This window comes from Nannocystis exedens (assembly GCF_002343915.1).
In the GTDB taxonomy this organism is placed as follows: Bacteria; Myxococcota_A; Polyangia; order Nannocystales; family Nannocystaceae; genus Nannocystis; species Nannocystis exedens.
The window spans coordinates 7,468,980-7,487,511 of record NZ_NETK01000001.1 but is presented as its reverse complement, the minus strand read 5'-3'; the positions used below and the strand labels follow the sequence as shown (position 1 = coordinate 7,487,511).

The 18,532-nt window shown below is 70.4% G+C and carries 15 protein-coding genes; 10 read left to right on the top strand and 5 right to left on the bottom strand.

Annotated features, from left to right (window positions below):
• The first annotated feature begins 24 nt into the window (after nt 1-24).
• Nucleotides 25-972, top strand: coding sequence for a hypothetical protein (locus tag NAEX_RS29495; protein ID WP_096330816.1), 948 nt, complete (start codon nt 25-27; stop codon nt 970-972).
• A gap of 256 nt (nt 973-1,228) precedes the next feature.
• Nucleotides 1,229-1,882 carry a glutathione S-transferase family protein gene (locus NAEX_RS29490; RefSeq protein ID WP_096330815.1) on the top strand — a complete coding sequence of 218 codons (654 nt, stop codon included), beginning with the start codon at nt 1,229-1,231 and terminating at the stop codon, nt 1,880-1,882.
• Nucleotides 1,883-1,937: 55 nt separating this feature from the next.
• Here NAEX_RS29490 and NAEX_RS29485 read toward each other — a convergent pair whose 3' ends face one another.
• Both NAEX_RS29485 and NAEX_RS52320 read right to left on the bottom strand, forming a co-directional pair.
• Nucleotides 1,938-3,233 carry a GON domain-containing protein gene (locus NAEX_RS29485; protein WP_096330814.1) on the bottom strand — a complete coding sequence of 432 codons (1,296 nt, stop codon included), beginning with the start codon at nt 3,231-3,233 and terminating at the stop codon, nt 1,938-1,940.
• A 326-nt stretch (nt 3,234-3,559) separates the two neighbouring features.
• Nucleotides 3,560-4,690: a hypothetical protein gene (locus tag NAEX_RS52320; protein ID WP_211302493.1), complete on the bottom strand. Its 1,131-nt coding sequence runs from the start codon at nt 4,688-4,690 to the stop codon at nt 3,560-3,562.
• On the opposite strand from NAEX_RS52320, the gene NAEX_RS53950 reads away from it, so the two are divergent.
• The gene (locus NAEX_RS53950; protein ID WP_256254029.1) at nt 4,586-5,104 is read left to right on the top strand and encodes a LytTR family DNA-binding domain-containing protein; all 519 of its coding nucleotides are present in this window, start codon (nt 4,586-4,588) and stop codon (nt 5,102-5,104) included. The genes NAEX_RS52320 and NAEX_RS53950 overlap by 105 nt on opposite strands.
• 134 nt (nt 5,105-5,238) lie before the next feature.
• On the opposite strand, the gene NAEX_RS29475 is transcribed toward NAEX_RS53950, so the two are convergent.
• Complete coding sequence (locus NAEX_RS29475; protein ID WP_096330813.1) at nt 5,239-6,123, bottom strand: NmrA family NAD(P)-binding protein; 885 nt, start codon at nt 6,121-6,123, stop codon at nt 5,239-5,241.
• Nucleotides 6,124-6,195: 72 nt separating this feature from the next.
• Here NAEX_RS29475 and NAEX_RS29470 point away from each other — a divergent pair, with 72 nt between their 5' ends.
• Both NAEX_RS29470 and NAEX_RS29465 read left to right on the top strand, forming a co-directional pair.
• Nucleotides 6,196-7,146 carry a LysR family transcriptional regulator gene (locus NAEX_RS29470; protein ID WP_096330812.1) on the top strand — a complete coding sequence of 317 codons (951 nt, stop codon included), beginning with the start codon at nt 6,196-6,198 and terminating at the stop codon, nt 7,144-7,146.
• A 350-nt stretch (nt 7,147-7,496) separates the two neighbouring features.
• The gene (locus NAEX_RS29465; protein WP_096330811.1) at nt 7,497-8,120 is read left to right on the top strand and encodes a glutathione S-transferase family protein; all 624 of its coding nucleotides are present in this window, start codon (nt 7,497-7,499) and stop codon (nt 8,118-8,120) included.
• Between the two features lie 206 nt (nt 8,121-8,326).
• Here the strand turns inward: NAEX_RS29465 and NAEX_RS48455 are convergent, their stop codons facing one another.
• Nucleotides 8,327-8,587 carry a hypothetical protein gene (locus tag NAEX_RS48455; protein WP_143140383.1) on the bottom strand — a complete coding sequence of 87 codons (261 nt, stop codon included), beginning with the start codon at nt 8,585-8,587 and terminating at the stop codon, nt 8,327-8,329.
• 347 nt (nt 8,588-8,934) lie between these two features.
• On the opposite strand from NAEX_RS48455, the gene NAEX_RS29455 reads away from it, so the two are divergent.
• Nucleotides 8,935-12,816, top strand: a complete 3,882-nt coding sequence (locus NAEX_RS29455; RefSeq protein ID WP_096330809.1) for a hypothetical protein — start codon at nt 8,935-8,937, stop codon at nt 12,814-12,816.
• A gap of 267 nt (nt 12,817-13,083) precedes the next feature.
• Here NAEX_RS29455 and NAEX_RS54665 read toward each other — a convergent pair whose 3' ends face one another.
• Nucleotides 13,084-13,434, bottom strand: coding sequence for a transposase (locus NAEX_RS54665; protein WP_096330808.1), 351 nt, complete (start codon nt 13,432-13,434; stop codon nt 13,084-13,086).
• 272 nt (nt 13,435-13,706) lie between these two features.
• Here NAEX_RS54665 and NAEX_RS29445 point away from each other — a divergent pair, with 272 nt between their 5' ends.
• The 4 genes from NAEX_RS29445 to NAEX_RS48450 all read left to right on the top strand — a co-directional run bounded on the left by NAEX_RS29445 (nt 13,707) and on the right by NAEX_RS48450 (nt 18,530).
• On the top strand, nt 13,707-14,609 hold the full coding sequence (locus tag NAEX_RS29445) for a hypothetical protein (protein ID WP_143140382.1): 903 nt from the start codon (nt 13,707-13,709) through the stop codon (nt 14,607-14,609).
• Between the two features lie 748 nt (nt 14,610-15,357).
• Nucleotides 15,358-17,001 (top strand): M12 family metallopeptidase, encoded by a 1,644-nt coding sequence (locus NAEX_RS29440; RefSeq protein WP_170136102.1) that lies wholly within the window; start codon nt 15,358-15,360, stop codon nt 16,999-17,001.
• Between the two features lie 465 nt (nt 17,002-17,466).
• A complete protein-coding gene (locus NAEX_RS29435) occupies nt 17,467-18,252 on the top strand; it encodes a hypothetical protein (protein WP_096330805.1) in 786 nt (261 codons plus the stop codon).
• A gap of 2 nt (nt 18,253-18,254) precedes the next feature.
• Nucleotides 18,255-18,530 (top strand): hypothetical protein, encoded by a 276-nt coding sequence (locus NAEX_RS48450; RefSeq protein ID WP_143140381.1) that lies wholly within the window; start codon nt 18,255-18,257, stop codon nt 18,528-18,530.
• Nucleotides 18,531-18,532 lie beyond the last annotated feature (2 nt).

Genomic DNA, 18,532 nt, shown 5'->3' with positions numbered 1-18,532 from the left:
ACCACCCGCCTCGAGGAGCCCGTCATGTCCGTCACGCACCGCCTCACCCTCTTCGCGCTGCTCGCCGCCTGCGGCCCCGAGGCGCCCATGACCACGGACGGCGACCGCACCACCGGCGACGGCACGACGACGACGACGACGACCACCACCACGACGACCGTCCCCGCGACCACCGGCGAGCCGCCCCAGCCCACCACCTCGGGCCCCTCCCCGGCCACCTCCAGCACCTCGGACGCCCCGGAGACCACCTTCATCGTCCCACCGGACGACTGCTTCGACGCGCTCGACGCCTACGACGTCCGTTGCAGCATGGCCCCGTGCGATCCATGGACCCAGGACTGCCCCGAGGGGCAAAAGTGCAGCCCCTTCGCCAACGACGGCGGCGGCTCCTGGAACGACCTCAAGTGCGTCCCGCTCGACCCCGAACCCGACCACGCCGGCGAGGCCTGCACCGTCACCGGCGGCCCCGTCAGCGGCATCGACAGCTGCGACCTCGACTCGATGTGCTTCCGCGTCGACCCCGACACCCGGACCGGGACCTGCGTCCAGACCTGTGACGGCTCGCCCGAGACTCCCGAGTGTCCGGAGGGCACCGCCTGCCTGATCGCCAACGACGCCGTCCTCAACCTCTGCCTCCCGCAGTGCGACCCGCTCGTCGGAGACTGTCCCGAAGGACAGGCCTGCACCACCACCTCCGACGCCTTCCTCTGCCTCCCCGACGACTCCGACGACCCGGGCCAGGCCTTCGCCAGCTGCGAGTCCCTCGGCGCCTGCGACCCCGGCCTGTTCTGTGCCGCGGTCGAGTTCGCCAGCGAGTGCGACCCCCTGGCGCTCGGCTGCTGCCTGCCCTTCTGCGACACCACCATGCCCCCCGCCTGCCCCGGCGCCATGCAGACCTGCCTGCCCTTCTTCGAGCCGGGCCAGGCCCCCGCAGGCCTCGAGCACGTCGGTTTCTGCGGCCTGCCGAGCTGACCGTTCGGACATGCGCCGCGGCGCATGGCGTCACGACCATGCCGCCGAACGTGATGACGAGGACAGCGACCGGGAACGAGGCGAGGCGCTCCGACCGCGCGCACGGTGCAGGTGTAGCGAGTTCGTGCGGCCGCGGGCTCGCGGCGGACGGATTGACGGGGCGAGCGATCTCGCGCAGACTGCCGCCGCGTGGCCGAGGCTCACACTGTCCACATCGACGGCGACGATCTGCAACGGCCCGGATGAGGAGGATCGGATGATCACGCTCTATGGCTTCGGCCGGGTTCATCGCAAGGTCATCGGCGAGACACGCGACCTGCGGGTGCAGTGGGCGCTCGAGGAGCTCGGGCTGCCCTACCGCGTCCACCCGCTCGACCACACCGGCGGCGAGTTCGACAGCCCGGCGTACGCGGCGATCAGCCCGTTCCACCAGGCGCCGGTGATCGACGACGACGGCGTCGTCGTCGCCGAGACGGGCGCCATCCTGCTCTACCTGGCGGACAAGGCCGGCGCGCTGCCGACCGACGCCGCCGGCCGGGCCGCGGTCGTCCAGTGGTGCTTCGCCGCGCTCACCACGGTCGAGCCGCCGGTCGCGATGATCCTGCTGATCGACCTCGGCGGCCTGCCGGGCGGCGGTGCGCAGCGGGCCGCGCTGGTCGCCTGGGCCCGCCGCGGGTTCGACGGGCTCGAGCGCCGGCTCGACGGGCGCACGTGGATCGCCGCGGACGACTTCACGGTCGCCGATATCCTGCTCGCGACCGTCCTGCGCCAGATCCGGCGGACCGCTCTCCTCGCCGACTACCCGCGGCTGCGGGCCTACTACGATCGGGCCCTGGCGCGCCCGGCCTGGCGACGCACGCTCGAGCGCTACGCCGAGCGGCTCGGCGTGACCGTCGCGGACATCCGCTGAGCCGGACCGGCGGCGAGCTCATCGATGGCCGGCTCGCGCCGGTCTTGCCGATGCGTCACATGCAGGGGACGTCCTCGGCCATGCGCTCGTCGGAGCAGTCCCCGAACATCTGATCATAGAGCGTCTTGGCCAAGTCCTCGCAATTCTGCATCGACACGCAAATGGTGGTGACCGTGATGGCCGCGTCGCACTCGGGGTCGCCGGTCTTCACGTTCAGGCAGTCGGTCATGCAGGTGGGGAGGTCGGGGAAGATGCCGCACTCGAGGGCGTTCGCGCAGTGCGACTGGCACGCCTGGTCGAAGGGGTCGATGTACTCGAGGTCGAGCACGAAGCCGCTGTTCTTGTTCTGCGGGTTGTCCGTGCAGGTGTCGCCGATCGACGGGGAGGTCCAGCCGCAGCCTCCGCCGCCGGTGAGGTCGGCGACCTGATCCGACATGCCGAGGACCGCCCCTCCGAGCGCCCCGAAGCCCGCCGTGCAGAACGACTCCTTCAGCTTGAAGGGCGTACCGACGAGGTCGACGTTGGCGACGCTGTCCTCCGTACCGCTGCAGCCCTCGGCGACCGCGTACGGCATCGACGTCACCGCGACTTGGCCGTGCATCAGCTGGCCCGTCGAGCTGCTGAAGGTGACGTCGTCGATGTCGACGAGCAGCGTGATCGGATCGATCCGCAGGTGGGTGAAGCGGGTGCGGACGTCGGTGCCCGGCGAGTTGTTGCTGGCGGTGTACTGCGAGAAGTTGCGGCCCTCCTGGACGTTGACGAGCGGGAGATACTCGACCGGGACCGCGGCCATGTCCTTGCAATGAGCCGTCCACGGCTTGTTCGGGTCCTTGCCGATGTAGAGCGTGTACGCGCCGTCCGTCGCGGCCGGCTGGCTCGCCTTGACGTCGGCGCAGGTCTCGGGGACCACCGGCGCCGCGCCGATCTGGACCTTGGCGGCGCCGGACGGCCCCTCGTCGATCCCGTCCGAGGGGGTGACGATGCACTCCCACTCCTGTCCGTCGGCGAGCTCTGCGGCCGGGACCGTCTCGGTGGCCAACCCCGCGTCGACGCCGTCGCGGGTCCAGACAAAGGTGTAGCTGACGGCGTCGCCGTCAGGGTCGGTCGACTCGGTGGTGACGGAGCAGACCAGGTCGTCGAGGGCGGTCGGGCTCGCAGGCGTGATGGCGACGACCGGGGCCGTCGGCGGCGTGTTGGCGAGCCCGGTGGTCATCGACTCGGTCGAGCCCGTCGTGCCCGGTTCGTCCGTGGTCTCGGTCGTGGCCGCGTCGTCGGTCGTGGTGCCCGGGTTCAGCGGGCAGGCGGTGGTGGCGAACAGGGAAGCCAGAATGAAGGAGTCACGCAGGTGCATGCCGGTTCTCGATCAAGAAGTTCGAGGCGGGAAGGTCGAGCCTCGGGGTGGCTGGGTCGCCCGGCCCAGGTTTCGTCGGAGGACGACCGGCCGGCGCGACGCTCCACGGTGAAGAGCCAGGACCGTCGCGTTGCGATCCAAAAAAGTCCGGACTTTTTCGCGCCCCTCGCAGGCGCCCCTCTTCGCGCCGGGCCGGGGTCAACCCGACAGCTTCCACCTGACCCGAGGACCATCCCGGCGAGGAGCAGATTTCCCGACCGCGCGAGCGAGGTCGCCGCGCTCGCGGGAGGGGCGGCTGTCCCCCGGGACATCTTCGTCGTGGGCGCTCAGCCGCGGCGACCGCGACGGCGGCGGGCGAGGCCGAGGAGCGCGAGCACCCCCGGCGAGCAGGAGCTGCCGTCGCTGCGGCACCCGCAGCCGTCGTCGCCGCCGGCGGAGTGGTCGCCGCTCGCCGGGCCGTCCGGGTCGGTGGAGGACGGGGCGTCCTCGCCGGTGCTGCCGGTCTCGGGCGCGCCGCCACCGGTCGGCTCGTCTTCGCCGCCGCTCATGCCGTGGCTGTCGCCCTCGCTGTCGGCGCCGGTCGTCGGCTCGACAGCGGCCGGCCGCGGGAACGACATCGTGATCGCATCGAAGCGGATGTTCTCGGCGAACGGCGGCAGCTCGATGGGGATCTCGATGTCGGCGATCTCGTACTCCTGGCCGAGGATCTCCATCACCAGAGTCGGCTTGAGGACGAGGGTCGGGCTGGCCGTCAGGTCGCACACGAGCGCGCCGTCGACCAGGAACGGATCGGGCTGCGGGCCGGCCCCGGCGGGCAACGAGGCGAGGGTGCCCTCCTCGGTCACGCTGGCGAAGACCGGCTGCGGGGCGTCGGCGCTGGCCTCGATCGCCTGGCCCGCGAGCGAGCCCTGGAGGATCGCGTACGCGTCGACGTTGAGGTTGCCGGCGGCGACGAGGATGTCGGGCGTCACCGGCACGGCCACGACGGTGGCGGGATCGGTCTCGTCGTCGATCACGACCGGGCGCTCCGGGTTGCCCGGGAGGAGGTAAGGCGTAAAAAAATCCTCGGCGAGGACGGCGTAGTCGTAGGGGCCGATGATGTCGGACTCCCACTTCAACCCGAGGACGTCGAAGCGCACCTTGGCGTCGATCTGCAGGCCGATGTCGAAGCGCAGCGCGCCGGCCTCGGGCGCGCCGACGAAGCGGATCGCCTGCTCGGCCCAGTCGTAGTGGCCCTCGCCGGGCATCGAGATCTCGACCGAGTTCCCGGCGTGGACGACGAGGCGCAGTTGCAGCGGGCCGTCCATCGGGAACCAGCCGCTGTCGTACGAGAAGTCGTCGAGCCCGAGGAGCTGGCGCTCGTACAGCGGCGAGAAGTCGGCGACACCGACCTCCGCCCGCACGGTCGCGGGCGCACCGAGGAGGATGAGCGGGAGGAGCGTCCAGGCGCGCGGCACGGCGCCAACGTACCGCATCTCGAGCCCGGACGGACATGGCCCCGGGGACAGGTCGCTGGACCGGGGTACGGACGCTCGCGCTGGCCCAGACCCCGGCGTCACCCGCTCCGAGGCGGCCAAACCTCGGCGTGGACCCTCCGGTCGAGCTTCGCCCGATCAACCTGCAAACGAAGGACTCTGTCCGAGGGGAGCGGAGCGTGGACGAAGGGGACGCCGCTCGAGGATCGGCTCGCCGGCCTCGCCTTCCTGCGGGTGCATCGGAGCGAGCTCGTCAATCTCCGCGAGGTGCGCACGCTCCACCAGCGCGACGGCGCGGCCGTGCTCGAGCTGTCCGACGGCCAGCGCGCGCAAGTGAGTCGGCGGGCGCTGGCGGAGGTGAAGCGCCGGCTGGGTCTTCGCGACGGCGATCCTTGAGCGCGCGACCCGGGCGTACCCGGCGAAGCGGAGTGCTTCGCCGGCCGTCGAGCAGAGAGGCGTTCGCCCGCGCCACGGCCGTGGCGGCGGCGAGCATCCCCTGTCCTGGTGTCCCGAGGATCGTTCGCGCCCGGCTACGACTGCGCTTGCGACGGGCGAGGCTGAGACAGCAGCCCGCGCAGCACCTCCTCGATCGACGTCTGCGACGCGACGTGGCGCCGCCCGGGCTCCCAGGCGATGTGCCCGTCGATGAAGGCCGTCGTCATCTCCTGGAACAGCGCCGCGACCGGCGGCGGCACCCCGAGGCCGCGCAACGTCGCCGCCTGCTCCGTCGCCGGCAGGGCGACGAGCGCGGGCCGGCGCCCGGTGATACGGCCGATCGCGTCGGCGGTCTCGTTCGGCGTCACGGGCGAGCCGAGCTCGACCACCGCGCCATCCTCGGTCGGACCCTCGAGGAGGAGCGTCGCCACCAGGGCTCCGATGTCGCGCGTCGCCGCCGACGGCAGCGGGAAGTCGGGCGGGAAGAACGTCACGAACTTGCCCTCGGCGAGGGTACCCAGCGACCCCGCGACGTTCTCGTGGAAGTAGCCCGGGCGCAAGAAGGTCGCCCGCGTGCGCGAGAGCCCGCGCAGCACCTGCTCGCCGCGGTGGACCCCGACGATCGGCCCGGTCCCGGACGGCTGGCTCGCGCCGATCGACGACAGGAACACCAGGTGCGGCAGCGCGGCTGCCTCCGCCGCCGACCGGAACGCCGCGAGCAGCCCCGCCTGCCAGGCGAAGACGTCCGGCGCCGCCAGGTTCGGCGGTAGCAGCACGTAGGCGCCCTTCGCCCCGGCGAACGCCCGCGCCAGCGCGTCGGCATCGCCGAGATCGGCGACCGCCACCTCGGCCCCACGGGCCGCGAAGGCCGCGCCCTGGGCCGCGTCGCGCACGACGACCCGGACCGACTCCCCGCGCGAGAGCAGCGTCTCCGCCGCGACCTTGCCTGTATGACCCGTGACTCCGCTGATGACGTACATGCTCGTCTGCCTCCGCGGCTCAAGCTAACGCCGCCCGCGACATGCTCCCAGTGCAGTATGTACACTCGCGGCATGCATGGCGTGCATGACGAACCGAACCTCGCCGCGCTCGACCTCAACCTGCTCGTCGTCCTCGAGGCGCTGCTCGCCGAGCGCCACGTCGCCCGCGCGGCGGGGCGGGTCGGCCTGTCGCCGTCGGCCACCAGTCACGCGCTCGCCCGCTTGCGGCGGCTGCTCGGCGACCCGCTGCTCGTGCGCGACAAGCAGACGCTCGTGCCGACGGTGCGGGCCGAGGCCCTCGCGCCGCGCCTCGCCGATGCGCTGGCTTCGGTGCGGGCCGTGCTCGCGCCGCCGGCCGCGTTCGAACCGGCCACCGCGCGGCGGACGTTCGTGCTCGGGCTCGCCGACTACGCGCAGTTCATCCTGCTGCCGCCGCTGCTGACCCGCCTCGCCGAGACCGCCCCGCACGTCGATCTGGTCGCGCGCGACTTCCCCCTCGAACGGCCGCTCGAGCATTTCGACGAGCTCGACGTCCTCGTCGCCCCGGGCCGAGGCCTCGCCCGCGCCGACCCGCTCGGCGCGCACGCGGGCGCCGGCCTGCGCGAGAGCCGGCTGTTCCGCGAGCGGTTCGTCTGCGTCGCCCGGCGGGACCATCCGCGGATCGGCAAGAAGCTCGATCTCGCGACGTTCGTCGCCTTGCCGCACGCATTCATCGCGCCGCGCGGCACCCCTCGCGGCGTCGTCGACGATCTGCTCGCCGAGCGCGGCTTGTCGCGTCGCGTCGCGCTGATGCTCCAGCACTTCCTCGTCGCGCCGCACGCGGTCGCCGGCTCCGACCTCGTGATCACGCTCGCCGAGCGGGTCGCCCGCGCCTTCGCGGCCCACCTGCCGCTGACGATCCACGAGCCGCCGCTGGCGATCCCACGGTTCGCCATGCACCTCTACTGGCACGAGCGTCGCCACCTCGACCCCGCCCATCAGTGGCTGCGCCAACAACTGCTTGCGATCGGCAAGCAGCTCTGACCCTCGCCCGCCTGTCGCCTCCCTGAGCGAGGACGCGTTCGGCAGCGTCGACGCCGCAGGGGCGGGGTCCACCGGCTCCTGCGCCTCCGCGCCGCCGACCCGGCCTGGGTCGCACACATGGCTGACGTCGTGCAGCGCGGAGGCGCGGCGGCGCAGGCGGGTCGGCAGCAGTGCAGTCGCGCCGGCACTGGCCGGGCCGCGACCTCGCCACGCAGCCGGGCGTGGAGCCGCGGGAGGCTTGCGAGGCGGAGCAGGCGCGCTGAGGTCGAGAGCATCGTCGCACGCTATCGAGGACCGAAGCTGTCCGCAATTCCACGTAGCCTGCGCGCATCCACCACCCGGAGCATCCGATGACCACCACCGACCTGACCCTGTTCCACCATCCCCGTTCGCGCTCGGCCGGCGTACGCGTCCTGCTCGAGGCGCTGGGCGCCGACTACCGCGTCGAGTTCGTCGACATGAACGGCGGCCAGCAGCGCGAGCCCGGGTTCCTCGCGGTCAACCCGATGGGCAAGCTGCCGACCGTGCGCCACGGCGATGTCGTGGTGACCGAGCAGGTGGCGATCTACATCTACCTCGGCGACGCCTTCGCCGATGCTGGCCTGGCGCCGCCCGTGGGCGATCCCGTGCGCGGCGCCTACCTGCGCTGGATTGCCTTCTACGGCTCCGCCTTCGAGCCGGCGGTGATCGACCGCGCGATGCAGCGGCCGGCGCTCGACCGCTCCACCGCGCCCTACGGCGACTACGACATCATGCTGGCGACGCTCACCGACCAGCTCGGGCGCGGCGACTACATCCTCGGCGAGCGCCTGAGCGTCGCCGACATCCTGTGGGGCACCGCCCTGCGCTGGACCACCGGCTTCGGTCTGGTCGAGGCGACGCCCGTGATCCAGGCCTATATCGACCGGGTGACCGCGCATCCGGCCTTCGCCCGCGCAGCGGAGCTCGACGCCGCCCTGCTGCCGGCGTCATGAGGTGCGGTCGCCGGCGGCTTCGGCCGCCGGCGTCGCGGCCGAGCCAGCGCGCTCGCGGCGAAGCAGGTAGAGGCCGCTGGCGACCGATGATCGCCGCGCCGAGCCCGGTCATGGCGTCCATCGGCGGCCTCTCGGAGGGATGACCCGCGAGGACTCCGAGGGCTGCCACTATTGACAGCGACGACCGCCGCGGCGCGGCGGGCGGCTCACTTCCTGTCGCCCTGCTGTGCGAGGCCGGGCACGGCGAGGGACACGGAGACGTGGATGCTCCCCGCGGCCGCGCGTTCGACCCGGCGTTGCCACAGCTGCTGGCCGGTCTCGAGCGAAAAGGCCACCAGGAGCTCGGCGTGGGCGACGAAGACCTGACCGCCCTCGACCAGGAGCGTCGCCGTGAAATGCTGATGTTCTGGCCGCCCTTGAGCGAATGCCGCCAGATCAGGTCGCCGGTCGCGTACTCGAGGCAGCACACGTGGGCGGTGCCGTCGGCGGTGGCGAAGAAGCCGGGCTCTTCCATGCGGCCGGCCACCACGACCACCCGGTGCTCGTCGGCGTGGAGGCGGGTCACGTGGGGATGGTTCGCCTTCCCGTCGGGGACGCGGAACACCCCCACGACGTCTCCGGTGGCCCGCGCGTGCGCGGTGACGATCCCGTCGACGTCGGTGACGACAAGCTGGCTCTGGATGGCTGGGGCATAGCGGCCGATCGCCGCAGGGGGCCTCGCAGACCGTCGAGGGAGCGGAGCAATCGCACGGCGGGCGGCAGGGCGACCGCGAGCGTCGAGTGATTCGGCGGGCGGAACGTGGCACGCTGAGCCGTGCTTCAGCGACTGGTTGGTTCTTCGCTCGCGCTCGTCATCGGTTCGTCGACGCTCGGCTGCGGCTCGGATTCGCCGGCGATCGAGACGGACGCCGGTCCGACCGGCGCGACGGGCAGCGACACGACCACGGGCGAGCCGAGCGCGACGACCACCGGCGAGCCGCCGACCACCGGCGGACCGACGGTCCCGACGTCGGGCGGCGAGGACACCGACGGGCCAGCGGTATGCGGTGACGGCGTCGTCGGCGGCGGCGAGGCGTGCGACGACGGCAACGACACGCCCGACGACGCTTGCACCAATGATTGCATGCTGCCCGCGTGCGGCGACGGGCTGATCCAGGCGGGGGAGGAGTGCGACGCCGGGGCCCAGAACGGGGCCAATGCGGCCTGCCTCGACGATTGCAGCGTCAACGTCTGCGGCGACGGATTCGTCGGTCCCGGCGAGGGCTGCGACGACGGCAATCAGGTCGACGCGGACGCATGCGGGAACGACTGCGCCCCGGCGAGCTGCGGCGACGGGGTGGTCGACGCCGACCTGGGCGAACAATGCGACGACGGCGACGACGACGACGCGGACGCGTGCCTCCACACGTGCGTGGCGGCGAGCTGCGGCGACGGGGCGGTGCAGACCAAAGACGACGAGGGGCAGCCGCTCCCGCCCGGGACCGCCGAGGAGTGCGACGACGGGCCGATGAACTCGGACAGCGCGGCCTGCCTGGGCTCGTGCAGGCTGGCGATCTGCGGGGACGGGCTGGTGCACCTCGGCGTCGAGGCGTGCGACAACGGCGGCGACAACGGGCCCCAGGGCGCCTGTCTGGCCGATTGTCAAGACAACGTGTGCGGCGACGGTCACCAGGGTCCGGTCGAAGCCTGCGACGACGGCAACGCCAGCGACGACGACGGTTGCAGCGCGGCGTGCGAGCTCGAGGCGTGCGGCGACGGGGTGGTGCAGGCCGGCGAGGCGTGCGACGACGGCAAGAACGGCGACGACGACGACGGCTGCACCGACCTGTGCAAGCTCGAGGCGTGCGGTGACGGCATCCTCCAGAGCGGCGAGGCGTGCGACGACGGCAACCTCAATACCAACAGCGGCGCCTGCACCCTGGCCTGCACGGCCGCGACCTGCGGCGACGGCTGGGTGTGGGTCAACCACGAGGCCTGCGACGACGGCCCGGCCAACGCCGACGACGCCGCGTGTACCGCGAGCTGCGAGGTCGCGAGCTGCGGCGACGGCCTGCTCGGGCCCGGCGAGGGCTGCGACGACGGCAACAACGCGCCCGCCGACGGCTGCGGCGCGACGTGCATCAGCGAGGAGTGCGGCAACGCGATCGTCGACCCGGGCGAGGCCTGCGACGACGGCAACGACGTCGACGACGACGCCTGCACCAACGCCTGCACGATCCCGCTGCCGTGCGACGGGCCCCATGTCTCGAAGGACACGTGCGTCCCCGCCAAGCAGTGCGGCACGATCTCGCGCCCGTGGTGCAGCATCGGCGCGGCGCTGGCGGCCTCCGCGACGTCGCCGATCAAGGTCGCGGCCGCCGGCACCGCCTACTTCGAGCGCGTGACGATGAAGGACGGGTACGACGTGCTCGGCGGCTACGAGCCGACCTTCGCCGGGCCGCGCGACGCGAACCCTGCCACCAATGGGACCGTGATCCGCTACACGGACCGGGTCGTCGAGTGGCTGCCGGACCGGACGGCGACGCTCGACGGGTTCACGGTGCAGTCCGAGCCCATCAACCCGAGCCCGAACACGTTCGCGGTGGTGTCGATCGCGGGCAGCGCGGCGGCGACGTTGAACGGGGTCCGCGTCGAGCCGACGGCGCCGATGACGAGCTACGGGACGAATGCGTACGGGATCCTGGTCTCGAGCGGCTCGGGCGGCGTGACGACGCTGGGGCCGACGTCCTCGGTGGCCGGCCCGCGCGGCAGCAAGTCGGTCGGGCTCGGGGTGGTCATGGGGGCGGAGCTGGCGGGGTTGACGGTCGCCGGGACGATCCAGGGCGGCACAGGCGGCACCAGCCTCGGGATCGAGCACCTCGGCCTCGGCGATCTGACGATCACGGGGGGCACGGTGGCGGGCAACACGGCCACGAGCACGGCCACGGGGGTGCTCGTGGGCCGGGCGGGCTACGGCATGACCACGCTGACCGGCGCGAATGTTCATAGTGGGGACGCGCCGACGGCGATCGCGCTCGACCACCGCGCGGCGGAGAAGCTGGTGATCGAGGGCGGGACGATCACGGGCGGCGGATACGCGCAGGCCCAGTCGGTCGCCATCGGTCTGTTGACCGACGGGGTCGGGCAGACCGTCATCGACGGCCTGTACGCGCTCGGGAGCGACCTCGGCGGCAACACGCGGATGAAGAGCGCGGCGGCGATCGAGCTGCGCAACACGGCGGTCGCGCCGATCTCGGCGTCGATCACCGGCGTGACCGTCGACGGGGGCGGTCCGGCCACCGACGTGGCCGGCATCCGCACCGTCGGTGTCCCGCTCCACGTCACCGGCAGCACGATCACCGGGACGACCAGCAGCAACTCGAGCATCGCGCGCGGGATCCACGTCACCGGCGCGTTCCCGCCGGGCAGCGCCGTGTCGATCGACAACAACCCCGACATCGCCGGCGGCGTACTGACCGGCGACGTCGGCACGTTCACCCACGCGGTCGCCGTCGCCACCGCGCAGCCGGTCGCAGTCACCAACAACACCCGCGTCATCGGCGCGCCGTCGCCTCACGCTTTCGGCGCGGTCGGCGTCAACCTGCAGAACGCCGGCCCCGGCCACGTGATCGCGGGCAACGAGTTGGTCGCCGGCGGCTCGGCGCTGCAGACGTTCACATCGAGCAACATCGGCGTCTCCATCCTGAAGTCCGCGGCCCTGGTGGAGCACAATCAGCTCGTCGCGGGCAACATCGACGTCGCCAAGCGAGCGAACGACGCCTACGGGATCTCGGTGAGGGAGGGCGACCTCACGGCGCGCCACAACGGGCGCATCATGGGCGGCCACGCGTACACCATGAACTCGTTCGCCTACGCGGCCGGCGTGTACGTCCGCGGCAGCCTCGACCACACCTGCCAGCTCGTGCTCGAGGACAACGAGATCGTCGGCGGGGCGACGAACACCGCCTCGGTGTACGGCATCCTCATCGTGCGGTTCACCCGCGCGATCGTGCAGCGCAACGCGGTGTTCGTGTGCCCCTTCGCCGGCGACGACCCACTGTGCGCGTCCGGCGATTCGAACGCGTTGAAGACTGTCGGCAACTACGACTCGCTGTACGCCAACAACTGGTTCTTCGGCGGCTACAAGGGGAACAACCTCGAGGCGTGCTACATCGGCTGTTCGGGCGGGCTCGAGGAGACGTGTTACAAGTCCGACGCGGCTCACCTGCGGTTCGACAGCAACCTGTGCTGGATCGAGAAGGGCGCGGCGATGCACCTCGAGGATTACCAGGACGTCAACGCGCCGCCGCCGCTGCTCGTCAACAACATCTTCCACGTCGCCTCGGCCGCCGGCACGGCGGTCGTCCACAAGAACACGTTCAACGGCGGCGTCGTGCTGCGCAACAACGACCTCGTGTCCGGCGGACAGTGCCTGCTCGCGCAGATCAACACCAACACGTGCGCCAAGACGGCCGCCGAGGTGGACGCCGTCGACGGCGTCCAGTTCGTGCAAGCCTCCGGCAACGTCAGCATCGAGCCGTCGTACGTGAACCCCGTCGTCAACCAGCCGACGGTGGCGGGCTTCCACCTCGACGCGAGCTGCGCCCTCGAAGACCTGGCGCTGGTCTCGCCGGTGGTCACGAGCGACTACGACGGGGATCCGCGCGGCGACGGCGTGTCCTCGTCGCCGGAGATCGGGCCGGACGAGTGCCTGTGAGCGGACCACGAGCGGCGCCGCTGGCTTCGTCGCGCCGTCGAGGCCGGCGGACCGCTCGCCGGTGACCTCGGCGGGCCATCACGTCCGCGGGCGCCGGGGAGCGTAGGCCTCCGGCGGGCAGGCGTGGCGCGCCGCGACCCGTCGCCGTCGGGGTCGCGCTCGGACGACGCCGTCTCCGCCGGGGGCAGATCCCTCAACACCGCGAGGATCGGTTCGTCAAGGCGTTGCAGCCCATCGCCGCGCTGCTGCCGGTACTGTTTGAGCTGCTCAGCGACGCGAAGTGGAACCCCGCCGCCGTGAATCGAGAGCACGGTGCTCGTCAGTCCTTGGCGCGCCGGACCTTGCGACGGGCCGCGGCACGAGGGCGCACAGGCGCGCGAGGAACTTGTCGGGCGGCATGTCGGCGTGGGCGGCCCCGCTGCGCCAGGGGGCTTTGATGAGGACGCGGACCCGGCCGTCCGGGAGCGCCTTGACGGCGTCGTGGGCGAAGGGTGGGCGCAGCAGGTAGCGACAGACCCGCTCCAGCTGCTTGCGGTCGCGGCCGTCGACGTCGTCGCGGCGTGCAGGTGTAACCGCCTCGCTCGCGGGCCCAACGCTGTGGGTCGGTGCGGTGACCACGCGGCTGGAGAGCGAGCCATTTCAAAAATGTTCGCGCGCACCAAACGATCGTATAGTGGCTCGTGCTGTCGCGGCTTCAGCGCGTTTTACTGCTCGGCTCAGTCGTTTCGTGCTCGGGCGCGGGACCTCAGGGTCCTTCACCTGGCCCGGCCGGGCGCGGTGCGGAGGGGCCCGACGACGCGGACGTGGCGCGCTCCGAATCGGGCGCGGGACCTCAGGGTCCTTCCCCTGGCCCGGCCGGGCGCGGTGCGGTGGGGTCCGACGACGGGGACGTGGCGCGCTCCGAATCGAAGAAGGTCCTGTCGAGTTTGGAGCGAATGGCTTCTCCGCCGCCGGCGATGCGCCCCGAGGGCTGGGAGCTGGCGGCGCTGGAGAAAATATGGGCAGAAGCCCGGGCGGCCGGACATCCCATTCGCGTGACGATCGACGCGCAGACGACGCTCGGATACGGCTGTAAATGCGCTCACTTCACGCACTATCGACGCGACGCCGACGCTGAAGCGTATGGCGCGCACCAATTCTTCTATCCCTCTGTCGCGCCGGGGGTGCCGCCTATTGCGGAGTGGTTCGTGTTCGGCACCTTTCGCCTGACTGGCTATTTCACCGGCCGATCCGTCGGCTGGGTAGAGTGGCAGGCGGAGAACTTCGACCATCCCGAAGAGCCCACGGAGATGCAGGACACCGATCCGCATCCGGAGTTTCTCGTCGAGGGGTGGTGCTACGACGCTTCATCGGTCGACCTCACGAGCGACTTCAATCGAGAGACCGTCGAGAAGATGCGTGCGGCCGGGGTGCCCTTGTGTACCCAGCCCATGCTCGTCGTCGCGGCCCCCGTTCCGCGGTGGCCGACACTGCCGCCCGATGCTCCGTGCACCCGCGAAACCGTGCGCATCAAATACCGCGGGAGGCTCGAGGAGCTCCAATTGTGGGACAACTGGTCGTCCGGCACGACGAAGGCGGGCTCGAAGACGGCATCGGCGGAAGTGAGCGTCGGGGTCGCCGACGGCGTTTCCCCCGAGGCCGTCGCGCGAGATCACGGCGGCGTGTACATCCATCCGGAAGCTCCGGACGTCGTGCCGGAGTTCCAGTTTCCCGATGCACGACGAGCCGTCGAGGCGGTGCGGCCACTTCTGTGCGACCAGCGGGTCGAGTTCGTAAAGCTCAGGACGAAGTAGATCCGCGCGGGCTCGCGGCCCAATCCGGCAAGTCCGACGTTTTGGGATTCGCGTCGGCTCATCCGTTGAAACACATACGGTCACGCTGCCTTCACGATGGGTTATTGAGCTGCAGCACTTCAGCGTAGGACTCGGAGGGGGCTCGGGCTGGCCGTCAGGCACGCAGTCACGCCGGGGCTCATCCTCCGTCGCGGGCTGCCCCTCTTCGACGGCGCCCGGCGTGGCGCGCGCCGGACAGCACTTCGGCGCCTACCACCGCACGCGGAACGTCCCGACCCCGCGCTGCCGCGACTGCGGGACCACGTGCCTGCTCGTCGCCACCTTCCGCGCCGGCCTAACCCACGACCATTTTGCTGGAGGCCTGCCGCGAGACCCGGCGCGCCTTTGCGCGGGGACCCTGTTCCTGGTCCCTGCAGCATCGGCCTTCCTGCCGGGCGACCGCACCGTGAGTTGGCATTCCGGGTCGCCCCACCCGCAATAGCCCCCGACGGCATATGTATGGCGGCCGTCCCGAGTGCCTGCCACAAAAACTGGGCGGTTGGGGGCTGTCGACGACACCACCAGCGCATAGCGATAGCGGTGTCAATCGTCCTCACTCGAACATAGGCAGGCGTGCCGCCTGTCGTTGGGACTGGCGACAACGACATCAGGTTGGTCAGAGTGATCGTCTAACACCGTTGCAGATACTGGAACCTCGAACGATTGGAGCACCATGCGAAACACCTCCGCCATCCTACTCGCCCACACAATGTCGGCTTGCTACGAAGGAGCCGCCCTTGAAGCGGACCAAGTCGACCCGCGCTTGTTCGTGCTGGAGAAATCGGTCTGGGATGCGCAACAGATTCCCGTGTGCTGGGAGAACCCCGCGTCAAGTGACACGGTTGCCCGTTATGAGGTCCAGAAGGCAGTGCAGACGACGTGGTCCTTCGTCGCCCAGGTTGACTTCACCGGCTGGGGGACATGCGACAAGAAGTCGCCGGGGATCCACATCGTGGTTGAAGATCCACCTCAGCCGCCGCCGCCGGGCGAGCCGAAGCCGCCGCACGTCAAATCTCTCGGTTCAAAGCTCGATGGCAAGAAGGACGGAATGTCGCTCAACTTCACCTTCGCAAACTGGGCGCCGTCGTGCGCGACGACACGCATGAGCTGCATTCGCAACATCGCGGTACATGAATTTGGGCACGCGCTTGGGTTCTCACACGAGCAGAACCGCCCCGACACACCTGGATCGTGCGCCGGTGAGGAACAAGGGAATGACGGCGACCTCATGATCGGGCCTTGGGACCTGGACTCGGTCATGAATTATTGCAACCCTGAATGGGGCGGAGACGGGCGCCTGAGCGTGATCGACATCATGGGCGCTCAGGCGGTCTATGGGGCCCGAGACGCATCGTTCCGTCAATTCTCCTCTCCCGCGATTTGGACAGACGGGCACGGCTTCGGCTCGGATCGGCAGTTCCTCGCCGACGTCGACGGCGACCACCGCGACGACGCGGTGGTGTTCTTTCGCAACTCCGAGCTCCCCGAATTCAATGGGGCATGGTTCGTCGCTTTATCATCAGGGTCCAGCTTCGGACTGTACAACAAGTGGGCGTCGGGGCACGGTTTTGGCTCGGACAACCAAATGCTTGGCGATGTGGACGGCGACGGGCGGGAGGATGCGGTGGTGTTCTTCGATGATTACCCCGAGCCCGAATTTCAGGGTGCGTGGTACGTAGCACGCTCGAGCGGCACCAATTTCGACGCGTATGGCCTGTGGGCTACCGGCCATGGCCTCGGCTCAGACAATCAATTCATCGCGGACGTAAACGGCGACGGATTGTCCGACGCCATCGTGTTCTTCGAGAATCAGCCCGATCCGAGCTTCCAGGGCGCGTGGTATGTGGCGCTGTCGCACGGGACGGGGTTCGGGCCCTATCAACCGTGGAGATCTGGGCATGGCGTCGGCTCCGACGCCCAGTTCGTCGGTGACGTGGACGGTGATGGGCTCGCGGACGCAATCGTGTTCTACAACGAGCACCCACAGCCAGAGCTTCAGGGCGCGTGGTTCGTTGCCCTCTCAAACGGGACCAGCTTTGAACCGTACACGGCATGGATGCAGGGTCACGGCTTCGGCTCCGATGCCCAATTCGTCGCCGACGTCAATGGGGACGCGATGGAGGACGCTGTCGTGTTCTTCAATGCGCAGGGGGGACCGAAGTACGACGGCGCATGGTACGCGGCGCTCTCGTACGAGAGTGGGTTCGGCCCCGGTTATATGCAGTGGGCCTCCGGGCATGGCCTCGGCTCGGACATGCAACTGCTCGGCGATACTAACGGAGATCTGCGCGGAGATGCGTTCGTGTTCTTCGCAGATTCTGGCGCCTGGTACGGGGCACCTGCCGTTCCTTGAACGGGTGGGCGGACTGCGAGCTAAACAAGGCGCGTTCGTTCCGCGAAACCGGCGTAGTGGAGGTTCGCCACCTTCAAAGGACATGGACGTCGGACTCGCGAAGACCGCGTTCGGGGCGGCGCGGAAGGTTGATGTAGACCGCGGCGGGAGGCCGGCGCGGCGTGGGCCGGCCGCGGACGAAGCGCTCGGGGTGGGGCCTCGTAAGCGGCGTGGAGGGCGGCCGTCCGGACGGACAGGATGGCCTCGGTGCGACCGTAATGCATGGGTGGCTGCTCCTGGCCGACGTCTGCGACGCACCGCCGTGCACGCCCGAGCAGGATCTCGCGACGAAGATGCCCGTGCTCGTCGGCTACGTGCAGCACGGCATCGACGTGTGAGGCGTCGACCGGCAGGGCGCGAGCCTGTTCCGCGGCGGCGGAGGCAACGGCGGCGGCAAGCTGCACGCGTACGTGTTCGCGGCGACGAATGCTCGCCGACGCGGAGATACTCGCCGATCTCGCGGCAATCGACGAGGAGCGCTTCTTCGAGAGCGCGAGCTACTACGCGGGCGAAGGCGGCGTCGCGCTGTGGGGCCAGCCGACCGGCGACGAGGCGGCGTACTGGAACGACTTCGGTGATCAGTCGACGCGGACGATCCGCGATCCGTACCATTCCATCGACGGCGGCTTCGAGCCCGGCGGCTGGTATCAGGACAACACGGCGAAGCCGACGCAGTACACCGCGCTCTTGATGCGGATCATGCCGGCTTTGCAGGCGAACTGGCCGGTGAACGGCGACGTCGTGCTCGCGTATGCGGATCGCTGGGTCGAGCACGGCGCGCTGACGCAGCCGGATGACTGCGCGCCGAGCGGCAGCGAGTACGGCGTCGACTACGGTCCCGACGGCATGGGCGGCTCCATTGCAGGGGGCGGCCGCGTGCCCGAGCTCGACGGCAACAACGCGAACGGAGGCAATCGTTCGCGCCCGTTCGGCGAGTGCATGCTGGCCGACGACTTCCTCCACCTCACCGGCCACGACCCGCTCACCGGCGCCGAGCAGGGCATCCATCGACGGGAAGCGCTGCCCGGGGGCCGCCCGGAGGCCGCGCTCAGACCCGCCGCGGCGCTGACGGGTCTCGCGCGCATGGTGCAAGAAGCGACCGGACGGCACGCTCAAAAAAATCGCAAAAACCCGCGACGGTTCCCGTCTCCTTGTCGGCCTGGGCGATCGCGCCCGGCCCAGGGAGGAGCGCGCATGCAAACGGGATCGTAACGTTGGCCATCGCTGCCGGAGGCGGGCTCGTCATCCATGCGGTGACATTCACGGCCAACTCCGTCTGCGGCAACGTACAGCTCACCGAGACACCGGCAACGCCGCGACGGACGCCGAGAGGAACTCTCGACGACACCGGCGCGGACGAGGTGATGCGCGCCAAGACGGCCGCGATGGTGCGCATCATGACACTGCTTCACGGCGGCCCACTCCCTGCGCGCACCCGTCGTCGCCCGATGGCGCGGCGATCGTCGCCGGCAGAGTTCACGCGCGCGTGAAC